10 protein-coding genes are annotated in these 16712 nt (G+C 46.2%); 5 read left to right on the forward strand and 5 right to left on the reverse strand.

The window, feature by feature from the left end; genetic code table 11:
- Positions 1–2: 2 nt before the first annotated feature.
- From JAO78_RS04315 to JAO78_RS04325, 3 genes are read right to left on the reverse strand one after another with little or no spacing between them, the layout of a single operon-like run.
- The gene (locus JAO78_RS04315; protein ID WP_226750124.1) at positions 3–3083 is read right to left on the reverse strand and encodes an efflux RND transporter permease subunit; all 3081 of its coding nucleotides are present in this window, start codon (positions 3081–3083) and stop codon (positions 3–5) included.
- On the reverse strand, positions 3080–6319 hold the full coding sequence (locus tag JAO78_RS04320) for an efflux RND transporter permease subunit (RefSeq protein WP_226750125.1): 3240 nt from the start codon (positions 6317–6319) through the stop codon (positions 3080–3082). The genes JAO78_RS04315 and JAO78_RS04320 overlap by 4 nt, the downstream gene beginning before the upstream one ends.
- A 14-nt stretch (positions 6320–6333) precedes the next feature.
- Positions 6334–7392, reverse strand: coding sequence for an efflux RND transporter periplasmic adaptor subunit (locus JAO78_RS04325; protein WP_226750126.1), 1059 nt, complete (start codon positions 7390–7392; stop codon positions 6334–6336).
- A gap of 314 nt (positions 7393–7706) precedes the next feature.
- On the opposite strand from JAO78_RS04325, the gene JAO78_RS04330 reads away from it, so the two are divergent.
- Together JAO78_RS04330 and JAO78_RS04335 are read left to right on the forward strand one after the other, a co-directional pair.
- Positions 7707–8348: a DUF4136 domain-containing protein gene (locus JAO78_RS04330; RefSeq protein ID WP_226750127.1), complete on the forward strand. Its 642-nt coding sequence runs from the start codon at positions 7707–7709 to the stop codon at positions 8346–8348.
- A 156-nt stretch (positions 8349–8504) separates the two neighbouring features.
- Positions 8505–9242 carry a pseudouridine synthase gene (locus tag JAO78_RS04335; RefSeq protein ID WP_226750128.1) on the forward strand — a complete coding sequence of 246 codons (738 nt, stop codon included), beginning with the start codon at positions 8505–8507 and terminating at the stop codon, positions 9240–9242.
- Here the strand turns inward: JAO78_RS04335 and JAO78_RS04340 are convergent.
- Entirely contained in the window at positions 9198–10385 is a 1188-nt protein-coding gene (locus tag JAO78_RS04340) for an MFS transporter (RefSeq protein WP_226750129.1), read from the reverse strand. The two genes, JAO78_RS04335 and JAO78_RS04340, sit on opposite strands and share 45 nt — an antisense overlap.
- Before the next feature lie 502 nt (positions 10386–10887).
- Between JAO78_RS04340 and JAO78_RS04345 the strand changes: the two genes are divergently transcribed.
- Both JAO78_RS04345 and JAO78_RS04350 read left to right on the forward strand, forming a co-directional pair.
- A complete protein-coding gene (locus JAO78_RS04345) occupies positions 10888–12444 on the forward strand; it encodes a peptide MFS transporter (RefSeq protein ID WP_226750130.1) in 1557 nt (518 codons plus the stop codon).
- A 129-nt stretch (positions 12445–12573) separates the two neighbouring features.
- Positions 12574–13155 (forward strand): DUF5610 domain-containing protein, encoded by a 582-nt coding sequence (locus tag JAO78_RS04350; RefSeq protein WP_226750131.1) that lies wholly within the window; start codon positions 12574–12576, stop codon positions 13153–13155.
- Between the two features lie 14 nt (positions 13156–13169).
- On the opposite strand, the gene paeA is transcribed toward JAO78_RS04350, so the two are convergent.
- A complete protein-coding gene (gene paeA, locus JAO78_RS04355; RefSeq protein ID WP_226750132.1) occupies positions 13170–14465 on the reverse strand; it encodes a polyamine export protein PaeA in 1296 nt (431 codons plus the stop codon).
- 159 nt (positions 14466–14624) lie between these two features.
- Between paeA and JAO78_RS04360 the strand changes: the two genes are divergently transcribed.
- On the forward strand, positions 14625–16700 hold the full coding sequence (locus JAO78_RS04360) for a tetratricopeptide repeat-containing diguanylate cyclase (RefSeq protein ID WP_226750133.1): 2076 nt from the start codon (positions 14625–14627) through the stop codon (positions 16698–16700).
- The last annotated feature ends 12 nt before the right edge of the window (positions 16701–16712 follow it).

Raw genomic sequence — 16712 nt, forward strand, 5'->3', positions numbered from 1 at the left:
GGTTAGGCTCGTTTCAATAAGCGATGTTGCCAACGCTGACTGCGCAGTAACAATTGCGCACAAGCGGCGCGTAACTTTATCAAGCCATAATAATTTAACGGTACCAGCAGCAAACTGGTTAAGGTAGAGAATAACAAGCCACCGATGATCGCTAAGGCCATCGGTGCATAGCTGGGGCCGTCACCGCCAATTGAAGTACCGCCTAACGCCAGGGGCACTAAACCTAACACCGTAGTGGATACCGTCATTAAAATCGGCCGCAGCCGTAAAGTACAGGCTTCTACAATCAAGGTTTTTAGTGGCATATCAGGCTGTAATTGCCGATCTTGATTAATACGATCAACCAACACGATGCCGTTATTCACCACAATGCCCATTAATACCAGCATGCCAATCATGCCCATCACCCCCATGCTGGTGCCGGTGAGCCAGAATGTCCAAAACACCCCAACAAAAGAAAACAATAGGCTGCTAATCACCGCATTGGGCAGTAATAACGATTCAAATAACGCCGCCATCACAATGTAAATCATCGCCAGCGCCAGCAACATATTCACCATCATCACTTGCTGCTCTTCGTTTTGCTGCACAAAGCCACCTTGATAAGACCAACGATAACCGTCAGGCAGCTGCACCTGCTGCATTAACTGATCAATATCTGCCCGTGCTTGTTCGTTTTTAACCTCCGGCTGTAATGCTAATTGCAATGCAATACCAGTTTGCCGTTCGAACCGTTGGATAGACTGCAACCGTGGCATCACCTTTAATTCCGCCACCTGCGACAATGAAATACTGACACCGTTAACCACCGCCACGGGCAAGGCAGCAAGCTCGGCCGGTGATTGGCTGATGCGTTCATCGTAAATCAAGCGGATCAACAGCTCCCCCTGCTCACTGCTACGAAAGGTACGTAAATTGACCCCACGTAACGCTAACGCAACGGCATTCGCTACCTGATCGGCCGCCAATTTAAGGCGATCCAGCTCAGCACGTTTAAGTATGATTTGAATTTCTTGTTGACCTTTCGCCAAATCAGAGCTCACTTCGGCAAGGCTGGGCAAGCTTTGTAACAGCGGTTGGATCTCACCCGCCAAGCTTAATAAACGCTCAGTCGAATTGCCTAATAAGTGTAGCTGCAACGCATTGTTATTATTACCAAAACTAAATGAAGGTTGCGAACGCACCAACGTTGGCCAGTCGGCGCGAATGTGCTCTTTTAGTTGCGCTAAGGGCACTTCAAGCTCAGGTTTCAGCAGAATAATCGACATGGCATGCCCAGCACGATAATAACTGTATACAGAAGCGATACCAAACTCTGCCTGACGACTGTATAAAAACGCTTCCATCGTTGACACTTCTGCCCGCACTTCTTCTAGGCTGTAATTGCCTTGCACATTGTAATTTAGGTACAAGCGGCTATTATCCTGGTCTTCATCACTACTAGTACCCATTTGTGAAAAGGGTAAGCCCGCACTGGCTAGCACCAACAAGGCGGCAACACTGGCTGTTTTTGGCCAATTCATCACCAGTGTCAGCGCACGATGATAAAACTGCTCTAAGGCTGAAGCGGTTTGTTGCGGTTGTGGCTGCACACTTAATTTGGTGGTTAACAACGGGATCAGGGTTAAGGCTAACAATAAAGAAATGCCCAAGCATAAACAGATGGCAATGGCGACATGCTCTAAAAAGATGGTCAGCTGCATCTTTTCACCAATAATATTCGGTAAAAACACTATCGCCGTGGTGGCGGTACCGGCTAATACCGCCAAGCCAACGCGCTTTACCCCACGCTCAGTCGCCGCGCGAATATCGCCGCCGGCTGCACGTTCCCGAAAGATGCTTTCGGTGACCACTACCGCATTATCAACCAGCATACCTATGGCTAACATTAAGCCCATCATGCTAAGAATATTTAAGCTGTAGCCCATAAAATACATGGCGCCCAGCGCAATCACGATGGCCGCAGGCACCGATAACACCACAATTAAGGTGGTGGTTAAATGCCGTAAAAATAAAAACAACACAATAAACGACAGCAAAGCGCCGATGGCACCGGCCATTAATAAATCACGCAACGACGTTGTCACGCTGTCGGCCAAATCATCCATCACAAATAAATTGATGCCATTAAACGCCGGGTTCGCTTCAGCCTTTGCCACAACTTGCATGGCGGCAGCGGCAACATCCACTAGGTTAGCACCCGATTCTTTATACACGTTCATACCAACCGCGTAGGTTTGATTTAAATGGCGCCCTTCTTGGCGTTTAGGCAACTCAAGTTCAACGCTGGCCAGATCACGCAGTTGCAAACCGGGGCGTATCGGCAAAGCCGCGATCTCACTTAAATCTTGATACTCACCCAGTGGTTTCACTAAGACACTTTGCTCTGGATTACGTAACTCGCCGGCACTTAACGAAAAGTTACTGCCGCGTAATTGCGCCAGTAAACTACTGGCATCAACATTCAGGGCGCGCAATTTGTCGGGATCAAGGCGAATAATGACTTGGCGTTTTTCAACACCGTATAATTCCACTTTTGATACGCCCGGCACGCGCTCTAATGGCCGTTTAATTTGCTGCTCCAGCAAATCGTAGGCCATCGCCAGATCGCGCTCAGAAGAAATGCGTAATTGAAAAATCGGCAAATCGCTGGTATTAAATTGAAACAGCAACACGCGCTCGACATCGCTTGGCAGCAAATGCCGAATACTATCAAGACGCTCGCGTACCTCTAAGCCCTTGCTGCTGATGTTTTCGCTCCAACGAAACTCAAGCGATACATCACCGCTGTTTTCATTAGCAAAACTGCGCAAACGCTTAATACCACTAACCGTAGCCAAAGCTTCTTCCAAAGGCCGCGTAATTAAACGCTCTACTTCAGCAGGGCTAGCATTAGGATACGGTACGGTGACATATAATTGCGGCACATCAATGCCCGGCAGCATCTCTAGCGGCAATAACCTGCTGGCTAAACCACCGAGTAACAGAAGCGAAATAAAAAACATGCAAATAGTCACCGGCCGACGCAAGGCTAACCGGGTTAACCCTAAGGGTTTTTCTGTTGTAGGTTGCTCTGTGTTCATACTTGCGCCTCCGTAACAACAGCGCTTTGGCGGTTTTGCTGAAAACTATACAGCACCGGTATAAACACCAAGGTTAATAAGGTGGCTAAACTTAAGCCGAAAATGACCGTGATCGCCATCGGCGCCCGAATTTCACTGCCTTCGCCAGTACCAATCGCCAGTGGTAATAAACCGAGCACCGTGGTTAAAGTGGTCATCAACACGGGGCGTAAACGACTTTGCCCAGCCAGTATAATGGCCTCGGTCATCGCTTGGCCTTCTGCTCGCAATTGATTGATGCGGTCAATTAGTACAATGGCGTTATTTACTACGATACCCGCCAACATAATTAAACCAATAAATACAATCACTGATAACCGCGTATCTGTTAGCCACAAACCTAACACCGCCCCTGCTCCTGCTAGCGGCACCGTAAATAAAATCAGTAAGGGTTGCAGTAAATTCTCAAACTGCGAGGCCATTACTAGGTACACCAAGAACACGGCCAATAACAACGCAAACAGCAAAGAGCTGTATGCGCGGGCCATTTCTTCGCTTTGGCCCATCACCTGCACTACTTGACCTGGCGGCAACACCAGTTGCTGTAACAGTGTATTAGCACGGTCTGTAGCTTGCTCTAAATCACCATAGGCTAAATTGGCCGTAACGATGGCAACCCGCTGCTGGCCAACTCGGGTAATTTCGCTTGGGCCCACTTCACGGCGCACTTGCGCAACGGCACTTAACGGCAAAGGCTCGGCTGCACCGGGGTTGATAATCAGTTGCGCCAGTTGTAATTCATATTGCCGATATTGCTCAGCTAAGCGTACGCGAATATCAATCTTACGATCGTTTACCGAAAACTGCCCCGCCACTTCACCGCCGATATAGGTTGCGACACGCTTGGCCACCTGCTGTGCTGTCATACCTAATTGCGCCAAACGGGCATGATCAAAATACAGCGTAATCTCAGGCTGGCCTGGCCGTAAACTCGATTTAACATCCGTAAAGCGCTGATCGGCACTTAATAAGCCCTGCAAGCGCTCTGCCGATTCGGCTAGCTGGGTTAAATCATAACCACTAATTTCAATTTCTAACGGCGTGCTAAAACTAAACAACTGCGGCCGGTCAAAGTGCGCGTTTACCCCTGGCTGTAAGGCTAAACTGCGGCGCAGCTCTTCTTGCAATAATTGCTCGTCTGCAGCACTACTCTCATCGGTTAACACCACATGTAAACGGCCCCAATGGCTGCCACCAATGGCGGGATCAACTGTCATTTGCGCGCCAGTACCGGCTAAACCATAGCTGCGCGCCACCACCGGATATTGCTCTAATTGCTTAGCTAGCTGCTTTAACAGTGCATCCGTTTGCTCAATTGCCGAGCCTACCGGTAATTGCACATCAACATAAAACTCACCTTGGCTAAGTTGTGGCAACACATCAGCCCCTAAGCGCGGTAGCAAGCTAAAGCAGGCCCCTGCGGCAATAAAAGTAACGAGTAAAGTCAGCGTTTTTGCCCGCAGCGCAGCACGAAGCACTTTCAGATAGCTTTGCTCTGTTACACTTAATACCCATTGCACCAACAACACGGCAGGGCGACACAGCCAATACAAGCCTTTTGCAATAAGACTAAATAGCAGGCTCAGCACGCTAACCAGCGATAATAGTACAAGGTATAAGCCGCGACCGATCAAGCGCAGCGGCAATAGTGGCCAGTGATACCAACGCGTGGGTTTTAATGACGACAAAGCTTTAAGTTCTTGCTCGCCCTCAGTTAATGCCGTTTTGCGACTGCGCGCTGCCATGGTTGGAATTAACGTCAAAGCCACCACCAGCGACACTAACAAAGCAAAGGTCACGGTTAAGGCTTGATCACGAAACAGTTGCCCGGCAATACCTTCAACAAAGACCAAGGGGAAAAACACGGCTACCGTGGTTAAAGTAGAGGCCGTAATCGCCATCGCCACTTCACCGGCACCTTTTTCTGCGGCGGCTTTACCTGACAAGCCCAGCTCTTTGTGCCGAGCAATATTTTCTAAAACCACAATGGCATTATCGACCAGTAACCCCACCGCCAAGGCAATACCGCCTAAGCTCATCATGTTCAGCGTAATACCCTGACCGTACATCAAATTAAAGGTCGCAATCACCGAAACCGGAATGGAAACCGAAATTATCAAGGTGGCCCAAGCATTTCGTAAAAACAAATACAGCACTAACATCGCCAGCAAACCGCCGACCATACCAGCAGATTTTACATCGGAGATGGCTTGTTTAATAAATTGAGATTGATCAGATAGCACCTCTAGCTGATAGCCTGGCGGCAGCATTTTACGTAGCTCAGGCAAACGCGCTAATAACCCTTCAGCCACGCGCACCGTGTTGGCATCGCCTTCTTTATAAATAGCCAGCTCAATGGCCTGACTGCCATTGATGTAACTGATACTTTGCCGATCAGCAAAGGCATCTCGCACCTCAGCTACATCTTTTAAGCGCACCTGACTGTTGCCAACCGTAGTTAAATACAGATTTTCAATTTCTTGCAGCTCAGCAAATTGGTTAATGGTTCTAACCAGATAATCATAAGACGAGGTTTCTAAACGTCCGCCGGCTAAGTTGATATTTTCAGCTTTCAAACGCTGAGTAATAACGCTGATATCAAGTTGCAGCTGACTTAACTTTTGCGGATCCACCAAAATCTGAATTTCTTGGGTTAACCCCCCGTCAGGGCGCACCGCGGCAATACCGCTAAACGATTCCAGTTTTCGGCGCAAATCTTCTTCGGCAAAGGTACGGATACTGACCAGCTCTGCTGCGCTCATGTTGGCTTTCGACAACGACAGCCGCACCACCGGATCTAGGTTGGGGTTAAAACGCAGTAATAACGGTTTATCAACATCTAAGGGTAAGAACAACACATCCAGTTTCTCTCGCACTTCTAACAACGCCAGATCCATGTCCGTGCCCCAATCAAACTCCAGTACCACGTCAGAGCGCCCAGCTCGAGATACCGACGTGACTTTACGAGCCCCTTTAACAATGCCCAGCGCTTCCTCAACCGGCTTACTGACCAGTTGCTCTACTTCAGCTGGGGCCGCGCCTATATAGGTAGTACGTACCGTTAAGCTAGGATAGGACAGATCGGGTAGTAAATTAACCGCTAAGCGACCGACCGACACTAAACCAAATAATACAATGGCGAGGGTAAACATCCAGACGGTAACCGGCCGGTTTACAGCAGTATTGACCAAACTCATGATTAACGTCCTTGTTAGAATTCGCGCTCAGAAACAACCTTGACCAAGCTCTGATCTTTTAATGCAGCATGACCTGCCACCACCACCTGATCACCCACGTTTAAACCTTCAAGCACTTCAACCATATGATCAGCGGTGTACCCCAAAGACACTTGGCGACGTTGCACCCGATTGTCGGCATCTAACACCATCACACCGGCTAAATTATCTAAGGTAATGAGCGCGCGCTTAGGGATTAACAGTGCCTGCTCACGGGTATCAAATTGGATCTCTACCTGACTAAACATGCCGGCTTTGAGTTGCCTTGCTTGGTTATCAATAATCAGCGTGGTACGCACCGTACCAGAGCTGGCATCGACCACAGGCGCGACGCGACTAATACTGGCAGTAACACTGGGTACGCCAGCAAAGCTTAGTATGGCGGCTTGGCCACTTTTCGCTTGCAGCATTTGTTGCTCAGGTAAATGCACCACCGCTTCTAATTCGCTTTCACTGACCAAATAAAACAGTGAATTTGGCGCCAATTGGTTAATCAATTGGCCGGTTTTAACAAAACGCCGTGCCACCACTGCGTTAAACGGTGCGCGAATTTCGGTTTCTCGCAAATTTAACTCAGCCAGTGCAACGCCGGCTTGCATGGCCGAGACTTGCCATTTTAGTTTTTCATACACGTCGGTACTGACCAATTTGCGCTGATGCATTTCATGCATGCGGCTTAATTCAGATTCTAAGCGGCCTAACTCTGCCCGCTCTTTGGCTAACAAGTGTTGTTGCCGCTCGTTTTCTAAAACCGCTAACAATTGCCCCGCTTTAACCTGATCGCCTTCTTCCACGAGCACTTGCTGCACGATACCGGTGCTTTTCGCCATCATGTCGGCTTCAGCCCGCGCTGTTAAGGTAGTGGTTGTACGATAACTGCTACTGATGGCCCCTAAACGCGAACGTGACGTTTCTACTGGGATTGCCACCTCAGCGGCGGCGGTGCTGTTCGGGCTACTTTGCGCCTTATTGCATCCTGTTAAAACTACGCTACCGAGAAACACCACCGCCACTAATGCTAATTTCGCCTGCATTTTTCCATTCCTTGAACTATAAAAAGTATTATAGATATTTGTTGCAGCCACTATGCCAAAACTAAAATAAAAATATAATCAGTAAGTTAGCAGATAATTGTTACAATTCATGTTTTTTAACATTGTAATTAAATAGCGTAAATAACGATTAATTAGTCAATTTAACTAGCCTTGCTAAACTTTCAGCCTGATAGCGGCGTAAAACGAAGTACAGGCTGCGTTCAGCTTGGCTTGCTAAATTATTACACTGTGAGGCTTGCATAAACTGCGCTAAACTCGCTGTAATAATTGTTTGTTTCAGGATGAGGTGTCTGATGTCTGTTGTTAACGTGCTAAAAACCAGCTTATTGCTGCTGACCACCACGCTTGTATTGGCCGGTTGCGCCAGCCCGAAACAAGCTAATATTGACTATGACCGTTCGGTTAACTTTCAACAATATCAAACCTTTGCTTTTTTTAAGCCCACCGAAACGGTTGAGGCAACAGCCGAAACTAAAACAGCTGATACGGCAGAAACTGCTGCGACAGCCCCTAGCTACGATCCGCTACAAGCGCAACATTTTAAAGCCGCCATCATTCGCGAAATGACCGATTTAGGCTATCGCTACAATGAGCAAAGCCCGCAATTATTAGTGAATTACCAGATCAATACAGAGAATCGGGAAGATGTTCGCAGTTCGCCTTTTAGCATTAACGCCGGTTATGGCTTTTTCGGTCGCAATAGCGCTTTGAGTTTCGGCTTTCCTATTTTTGGCGGTGTTGAAACACATCGTTACAAAGTAGGATCAATTCTGATTGATGTGATTGATGCCAGCGAGAATCGTTTAATTTGGCAAGGTATGACCGAAGGTAAATTAGCAGCAGACTCGAAAGTACATTCGCAAGATAGTATTAGCGCAGCGGTGGCGCTGATTTATCAGCGTTACCCTACACGGTTAAGTGCCGACAACAAATAAATGCTTTAGCCAGTGCCTCAACAGCACTGGCTTAATGCCCGAAGATTTAATCAAGTGCTGCCAACAAGGTATTACATTGAGTTATAATGTCGACTATTAACACCCTAGATGCTCAAGCCCGCTGATGTCCTTAGTTAATTGCTTTGCCCTTCGACCATGAACCCACGAATTCCTCTAACTAAAGCAATTGCTTCGCGCGGTTTTTGTTCGCGCCAAGCGGCAAACCGTTTGATCAGTGCAGGCCAAGTGTTGGTTAACGGTGAGCCGGCTCGATTACAACAACGAGTTGCTGTTGATGATGAAATCCAGATTAACGGTCAAAGCTTAGCACCTGCCCCAGCATGGCAATATTGGCTTTATCATAAGCCGGTGGGTATCGATTGCAATAATCGAGCTACTGATCCCGCCAGTATCGCGCACGTGCTGTCACAATTACCGGTTCGAGCCTTTGCCGTGGGTAGGCTGGATAAAGACTCACGCGGTTTATTACTGCTGACCAATGATGGCGAACTTGCCCAGCGCTTACTTCATCCACGTTATCAGCACCATAAGCGCTATCGAGTGCGTGTGCAGCAAGCGATTACCGATGCAAACGCCCTGATCAAAGCCTTTGCCGATGGCATAACATGGCAAGTGGGGCCGCATCAATATCAAGCAAATCCCTGTTTAGTTAAGGTATTAACTGCACACAGCTTAGAAATTTGCCTAAGTGAAGGACAGCATCGGCAAATTCGTTATATGTGCCGAGCGCTCGGCTTTAAAGTGGTTGATTTGTGTCGGATCGCTATTGGCGATTTACCACTTGGTGATCTCGAAGAGGGCCGCTATCGGCCTTTAACTACAATCGAATTAGCACAACTTCGTGCGTTGCAAACGCCAGAGCCAACAACTTAGTGCTAACGTTAAACTATACATCAGCAAAGAGCCCATAATTACCCCAGGCCAAGCCGCCCACTGCCAAAATGGTTGCAGGTAAACGCCACCACTACTGGCGCCGATATAGTAAAACACCAGATATAACGCACTGGCACTGGCTTTTGCGCGGGTAGCCTGTTGATTGACAAAACTGCTGGCGAGTGAATGGCACAAAAAGAAACCAAAGGCGCTGATAAAAAAGCCCGTTACCATTCCCAACAGCCCTGCAAAAAGCGTCATAATTGAGCCTAACATCATAATCAACACCCCCAGCGCCATCGCGCCGGGCAAATTAAGCCTCTGGGCAATTTTAGCGGAATAAGCCGAGCCTAAAGTGCCAGTTAAATACGTTATAAATAACAGTCCAATAAGGCCGCTACTTAAATTAAACGGCGTGGCCGCCAGCACAAAGCTGGCGTAGGTATATTGGTTTAAAAAGACTAAAAAATTTAAGCCGCCAATCAGGTAGGTTAACAATAATAACCGCTGGCGTAAGTGATACAGATTATCTCGTAAAGCCTGTTTTAAACGAAACGGTTGACGCACAAAATACTGAGCAGCCGGTAAATAACGCCAAACCGCATAACAACTGAGCGCCCCTAACAGCGTCATTGGCCAAAACACCCATTGCCAGTGCCCCCAATCCGCTAAACCACCGGCGAGCAAGCGCCCTGAGATCCCACCTAACGAATTGGCACTGATGTAATAGCCCACCGCGCTCACTAACGCCGGCTTACTGTATTCTTCGCCCATCCAGGCAATGGCAATCGCCGGCAAGCCCCCCAAACAACAGCCTTGTATTGCCCGAAGTAACACTAGACTACTGAAACTTTGCACTTGCGTGAGTAGCAAGGTACTCACGCTCATACCAACTAAGGTTATTAACAAAAGGGTTTTACGCCCCCAAGCATCCGATAAAGCGGCATACACCAGCAGCGACAGGCCCAAACAGAGCGTCGCTAAGGTATAGCTAATACTGGCTTGTAGCGGCGTTAACGCAAATTGACGGCTTATTTCCGGCAACAACGGCTGCATTAAATGCAAATTAGCGAATACCGCCACGGCGGCTAAACAAAGTGCTGCAACACTGCGGTAATAGGCGGCAGATTTATATTCGATCACTGACCATGCTCAGTTAACTACTTGCGGTTATTGTAACGGATCGCCAACCGCGAACAAACCAACTGACCAACTAATCACAATAAAACTCCCTCCCCCAACAAAACGTCTCTGAGTAAGGTATGACCAGTACCGGAGTGTGGTAAGACCTGTCTCTGAGTAAGGCCCGACCAGTACCGGAGTGTGGTATGACCTGTCTCTGAGTGAGGCCCGACCTGTACCGGAGTGTGGTAAGACCTGTCTCTGAGTGAGGCCCGACCTGTACCGGAGTGTGGTATGACCTGTCTCTGAGTGAGGCCCGACCTGTACCGGAGTGTGGTATGACCTGTCTCTGAGTGAGGCCCGACCTGTACCGGAGTGTGGTATGACCAGCTTGCGGCGGAGATTATAGGAGCGATGAAGTAAATGCTTGTACCGAGGATGACAAAACGTTGTGATAGCGGCATAATCGAGTGCGAACTGCATAAAAGCAGACAATAATAATAATTCATTACCCGGGGACTCCATGAATTCTCAATCCACTGCGCTGGGCAACCATCAAACTCAGCCACAATTTTTCGGCCATCCGGTCGGGCTTTATGTATGCTTTTTAACTGAAATGTGGGAACGCTTTTCGTTTTACGGCATGAAATATTTGCTGTTGTTATATTTAACAAAATATCACCTATTCAGTGACGCCGGCGGCTTAGATGTATTAGGTAGCTATGCCGGTTTGGTGTATGCCATGCCCGTGATCGGCGGCATGCTCGCTGACCGTTATTTAGGAATGCGCAAAGCCGTTACCTTTGGTGCCATTTTGTTGTGTTTAGGTCACTTAGGCCTTGCCTACGAAGGCTTCCAAGCCTATGTCGAAAACGATGTGGTGGTACAAGATACCGGCGCAATTCAAGTGTTCTACTTTTCGTTAGCCTTAATCATCATGGGTGTGGGGTTTTTAAAGCCAAACATTTCTACTATCGTTGGCCAATTGTACGGTAAAGATGATGCCCGCCGCGATTCTGGCTTCACCATCTTTTACATGGGTATCAATACCGGCTCATTTATTGCCACCTTATTGGTTACCTATATCGGTGAAAAATTCGGTTGGGGCTGGGGTTTTGGTTTAGCCGGTATCGGTATGGTACTAGGCTTAATTGTGTTCTTAGCTGGTCAAAAATACCTGTATGGTTATGCCGAGCCCAATGACCCCGTGCGATTAAAACAAAAGGTATTTGCTTTTGTCGATCGTGAATGGCTGATTTACCTAGCAACCATCCCTGCCCTGTTTGTTGTTTGGCAATTAGTACAATACAACCCTATCGTTCACTCTGCGTTATTAGGTTTATCGTTCTTAGTTTTAGCCGGCGTGATCTGGTTTATGGTAACGCAATGCAACAAAGAAGAGCGTGATCGCATGTTAGTGCTGATCATCTTAACCTTCTCTACAGTGGTGTTCTGGGCCTTGTTTGAACAATCTGCTTCATCCATGACCTTGTTTGCCGATCGAGTAATGGATCGAACAGTTTTCGGTTTTGAAACTACCGCTGGTCAATACGGTGCGTTAAATCCCTTATTTATTATTACCCTAGCGCCTATTTTTGCTTGGCTGTGGGTGGCACTTAACAAACGTAAACTTGAACCGAGTACGCCAGTTAAATTTGCACTGGGTATTATGCAAGCGGGTTTAGGCTTTGGAGCCTTAGTCATTGGTGCACAATTTCCGAATGAAGCGGGCTTAGTCAGTGCCGGTTGGATGGTGCTAGCTTATATGCTGCATACCATGGGCGAATTGTGCTTATCCCCAGTGGGCTTATCAGCAGTTACCAAATTAGCTGTCCACAAAGTGGTAGGTGTGATGATGGGCGCGTGGTTCTTGGCCACCGCATACTCAGAATTACTGGCAACGCAATTAGCTAAACTGGCCGCCATTGAAACCCCCAGTGGTGAAGTCGCCGATGTTGGCGCTGCCTTAGCAGCCTACACTGAGCTGTTTACCTTCTTATGTTACTTTGGTATCGCTGCAGGTATTTTTATGTTGGTTATCAGCCCGCTACTGAAAAAACGCATGCACGGCATTCAATAATCTTTAACACTTCTTTACCCTCAAACACCTCGGTCTACTGGCCGAGGTGTTTTTTTATGGATTTACGGCTAAAGTTATTGCTGTAGCGGCCGCTACAACGTTAATTGAAAATGGATCTAGGGATCACTGATGAGTAGCATTAAAACAGACAGCATGGTAAGTCCGCTACGTAGCAATGCTAATAACGCTGCTGTGATCCCAGAGAAACTGAGCAAACAACAACAAAATGCCGCTATTTTAGCGGCCAGTGAAAAAGTCGCGCTGCAAAGTAATAACAACACCCTCAGCCTGCTTTACAAAACAGCACTCGAAGGCATTAACGAGGCGCTAGAGCCAACCTTAGGTAAAAACGCCAGCAAAAAAATCTATGAGTCTGGCATTGATACCTCGCCCGAGGCCACCGCCGAGCGTATTGTTAGCTTTGCCACCAGTTTATTTAACATTTACAAACAACAAAAACCGTCTGAAGACAGCGTAAAGCAATTAGATGATTTTATGGGAACCATCGGCAAAGGCATTGAGCAAGGTTTTAGCGATGCAAAAGCCATCTTAACCGGGTTAAAAGTGTTTGAAGGTGATGTCGAAACAGGTGTCGCTAGCACCTACGATATGGTGATGAAAGGCCTACAAAACTTTCGTGAAAAACTGATGGCAAGCTATGAGCAACAAGCCGAAACGGCTAAAAGTGAGCCTTCGACAAAAACCCCATAACCAACATTAAGCGCTTATTCCGCAACAGGCTCGATACGAGTGACCAATAATTGGTCAATTTTATAGCTGTCGATATCAACCACTTCAAATTTATAGCCAGCATGCAGCACAAAGTCGGTGCGTTTCGGAATTTTCTTCAGGGTGTACATCATAAAACCTGCAATGGTTTCGTAGTTTTCGGCATTCGGAAAACGCGGTATTTCCAATACCCGCATCACATCCGCCAGTGGCGTTAAGCCTTCAACTAACCATGAATTGCTATCACGCGCAACAATCTGCTCTTCTTCTGAATTAACCAACTCGCCCATCACAATACTCATCACGTCTTTTAAAGTGATAATACCCACCACCATCGCGTACTCATTTAAGATGATGGCAAAATCGATACCCGCCGATTTAAAGTGTTCTAACACCTCATATAAAGACAAGGTATCCGGGATAATTAATGGCGTGCGCACAATGCCGTCTTTTTGCAAAGAAATAGGCTGATCGTGTAATACCTGCATTAAAATATCACGGGTATCCACATAGCCAATCACTTGATCTAACAAGCCTGCACACACTAAAAACTTTGCATGAGGGTGCTCTGCAATTTTGGCTTTAATGCTCTCTTGCGCTTCGTCTTTGGTGAAAAAGATTAAGCTTTCGCGCGCCGTCATGGCAGAGGTTACCGTGCGCGATTCCATATCAAACACATTTTCTAGTAACTGATGCTCATGCTCTTGTAACACACCGGCCTGCGCACCGGCATCCATCATCGCCATAATATCATCGGGGGTAATATCATCTTTACGCAATGTCGGTATTTTAAGCATACTAAAACACCAATTGGCTAAACCGTTAAACAACCACACTAAGGGTTTAAGCAGCATAATTAGTAATAGCATGGGGGCGACAATGCGCAGCGCAATTTGCTCGGGGGCAATCATGGCTAAGCGTTTAGGCATTAAATCGGCGAACAAAATAAATAATGACGTGACAAAGAACACGGACAAACCAAAGGCCGCAGGTTGAACCCAAGTTTCGTGGCTAAACAAACCGAGCAGATTGGCAAAATAAGGTGTAAAAGCCGATTCACCTAAAATACCGCCGAGTATCGCCACGGCATTAAGACCAATTTGCACTACCGTAAAAAAATTCCCCGGATGATCTTGCAGCGCTAAAATTTTCTCTGCGCGAACATCGCCCTCAGTCGCTAATAAACGCAAACGCATTTTGCGCGAGGCGGCTAAAGAAATTTCAGAAACAGAAAAAAAGGCGCTGGTGGCAACTAATGTAGACATGATAATAAGGTATTCTAAAGCACTCATAATAAATCCATTCTCGTGATTTCGCCTTTATTAAGCATTATGCTGAACTATTTAAATTATACCTGATTTATAAGTATATTTTTTTAAAGTGGACTTATTATGCAATCTTAGTTAAAACTATAGAATAAAATTTAAGTTAAATTTGGTTTCATAAAAATAATGTCATTAACTAAGTGTTTAGTTGTTCTTGTTTTTACTCTGGCAATATCGCTGCTACCTAATTGGGCTGTGGCGCAGGAGCATGTTGTTAATGAAACGCAACAAGTTAAGTCTCAAGCTATGCGCGATGCTTCAGTTGAGCAAGCATTAGACGATTATTTAACGTTAACGCTAGTTGACCCCGAGCAAGCAAATCTAAAACTACAAAGTATCATCGACCGCCTTCCTAAGAATCTGGCTGAAGACAATACACCCGAGAGCACCGTTAGAGCACTAACTTACCAGCTATTTGCTCATTTATATCAAGCAAACCCTTCTGCTGTAGATGATATTTTAGCGACTCTGGCAGAAATTAAAAATATCACTAAATCAGTTAACGCCATTGCAGAAATTATGGCTGCAGAACTCGAAGTGCTATCTTTTCGCAATCAAAGTAATCAGGCCTATATTAATGCTGAAATATTGGCCGGTATACTCACAGACGTTGAAAACCCCCGAGTTAAATATTGGATAAACGCCCTACTAGGTAGACTATTTAGACAAGACACACAATACGAAAAGGCGTTAAAACATTATGAGCAAGCACTTGATGCCTTAAATACAACAAACGACAGCAGAACTTTAGTTCGTAGCACCTCATTAAGACAACAGATTGCAATTGTGCATACCGATTTAAAAGATTGGCAACGTGCACGAAGCTTGTTAGAAGAAGTTTATCAAGATTTGTTACGCTATAAACAAGATCAACTTCTACCTGACCTATTTTTATCGCTTGGTTTTGTCATGGCGGGACAAAAAGATTATACCGCAGCTGTGGAAGTAAATCTCAAAGGCTTAGCCCGCGCCCGAGCTCAAAAACAGCAGAGTCTCGTGCTTACCTTCATGAACAACCTTGGTTCGGTGTACATCGAGCAACAAAATTATCCAGCAGCAAAAAATATTCTAGAAGAAGCATTAACTGAAGCGCTAGCATTAAAAGATACAGAAAACGTTAACCTTATTAACTTTAACATCGGTTATTTAGAAGTACTTTTAGGTGACGCCGAATCAGGCCTGACCAAAATGCAAAATGCTTTTGCTTTTTACCAGCAACGCGATAGTAAAACTGAACTAGAAGACCTACTTGGGTGGTTTGCTAAAGCCTATAAATCGCTTAAAGACTATCCAAAACTAGCCGAAACCCTTGAGTGGCAAATGCAACTTCGTGAAGAAATTGCCGCAGCGTCCAGTGAAAAAATTACACGTGATTTGTTATCTCGCTATGAACTCAAATCTCAAACACAGCAAATCACTATCTTACAGCAACAAAACGAACTGCAAGAAGAGCTGCTTAAAAATAAACAACTGCAGCAAACCATTACCCTTTTGTTTATTTTTATTATGGGCTTAGCGGCGTTGTTGTTGGTTAATTTATATCGCAAAGTACAACGCTCTAATTTACGCTTAAAAGAAGTTAACAAACAACTGGAATATCAGTCTTTACGCGATCCTTTAACCGGCTTATTTAATCGTCGTGCTATGCAAGATAAAATGGCGCAACGCCATAAAAGTAGCCAGCCGGAAGCTTGCGCACTCTTATTGTTAGATATCGACTTTTTCAAGCAAATTAACGATAACTATGGCCATGCGGCAGGTGATGCCGTGCTGATTGATTTAAGTCGACGCTTATTGGCCTTAACTGATGAGAACGAGCTGTTGATCCGCTGGGGCGGTGAAGAGTTTTTAATTGTTATTCAGCGTTTAGAGCAAGAAGAAATTGATCAACTCTGCCAACAGGTACTGCAAGTGGTCAGCGCCCTACCCGTGGTATACGAAGGCAATGAGATCCCCGTAACGATTAGCGGTGGCTTTATTCGCTTACCGTTTTCACAAGTACCTGAGCATCAATTTAATTGGGAAAGAGTATTACAAGTTGCCGACATGGCCCTTTACTTAAGTAAGTTGAATGGCCGTAACCAAATCAACCTGATTGACGAATTGCAAGTACCGTTTGCCGATGCAGAGCCGCATTTACAATCAGATCTTAATGGTGCGATACAAGAAGACATGATTAAACTTCATACTATTCATGGTTAAAAAAGGTTAGTT

The organism is Alishewanella maricola (genome assembly GCF_016343785.1).
Lineage (GTDB): Bacteria > Pseudomonadota > Gammaproteobacteria > Enterobacterales > Alteromonadaceae > Alishewanella > Alishewanella maricola.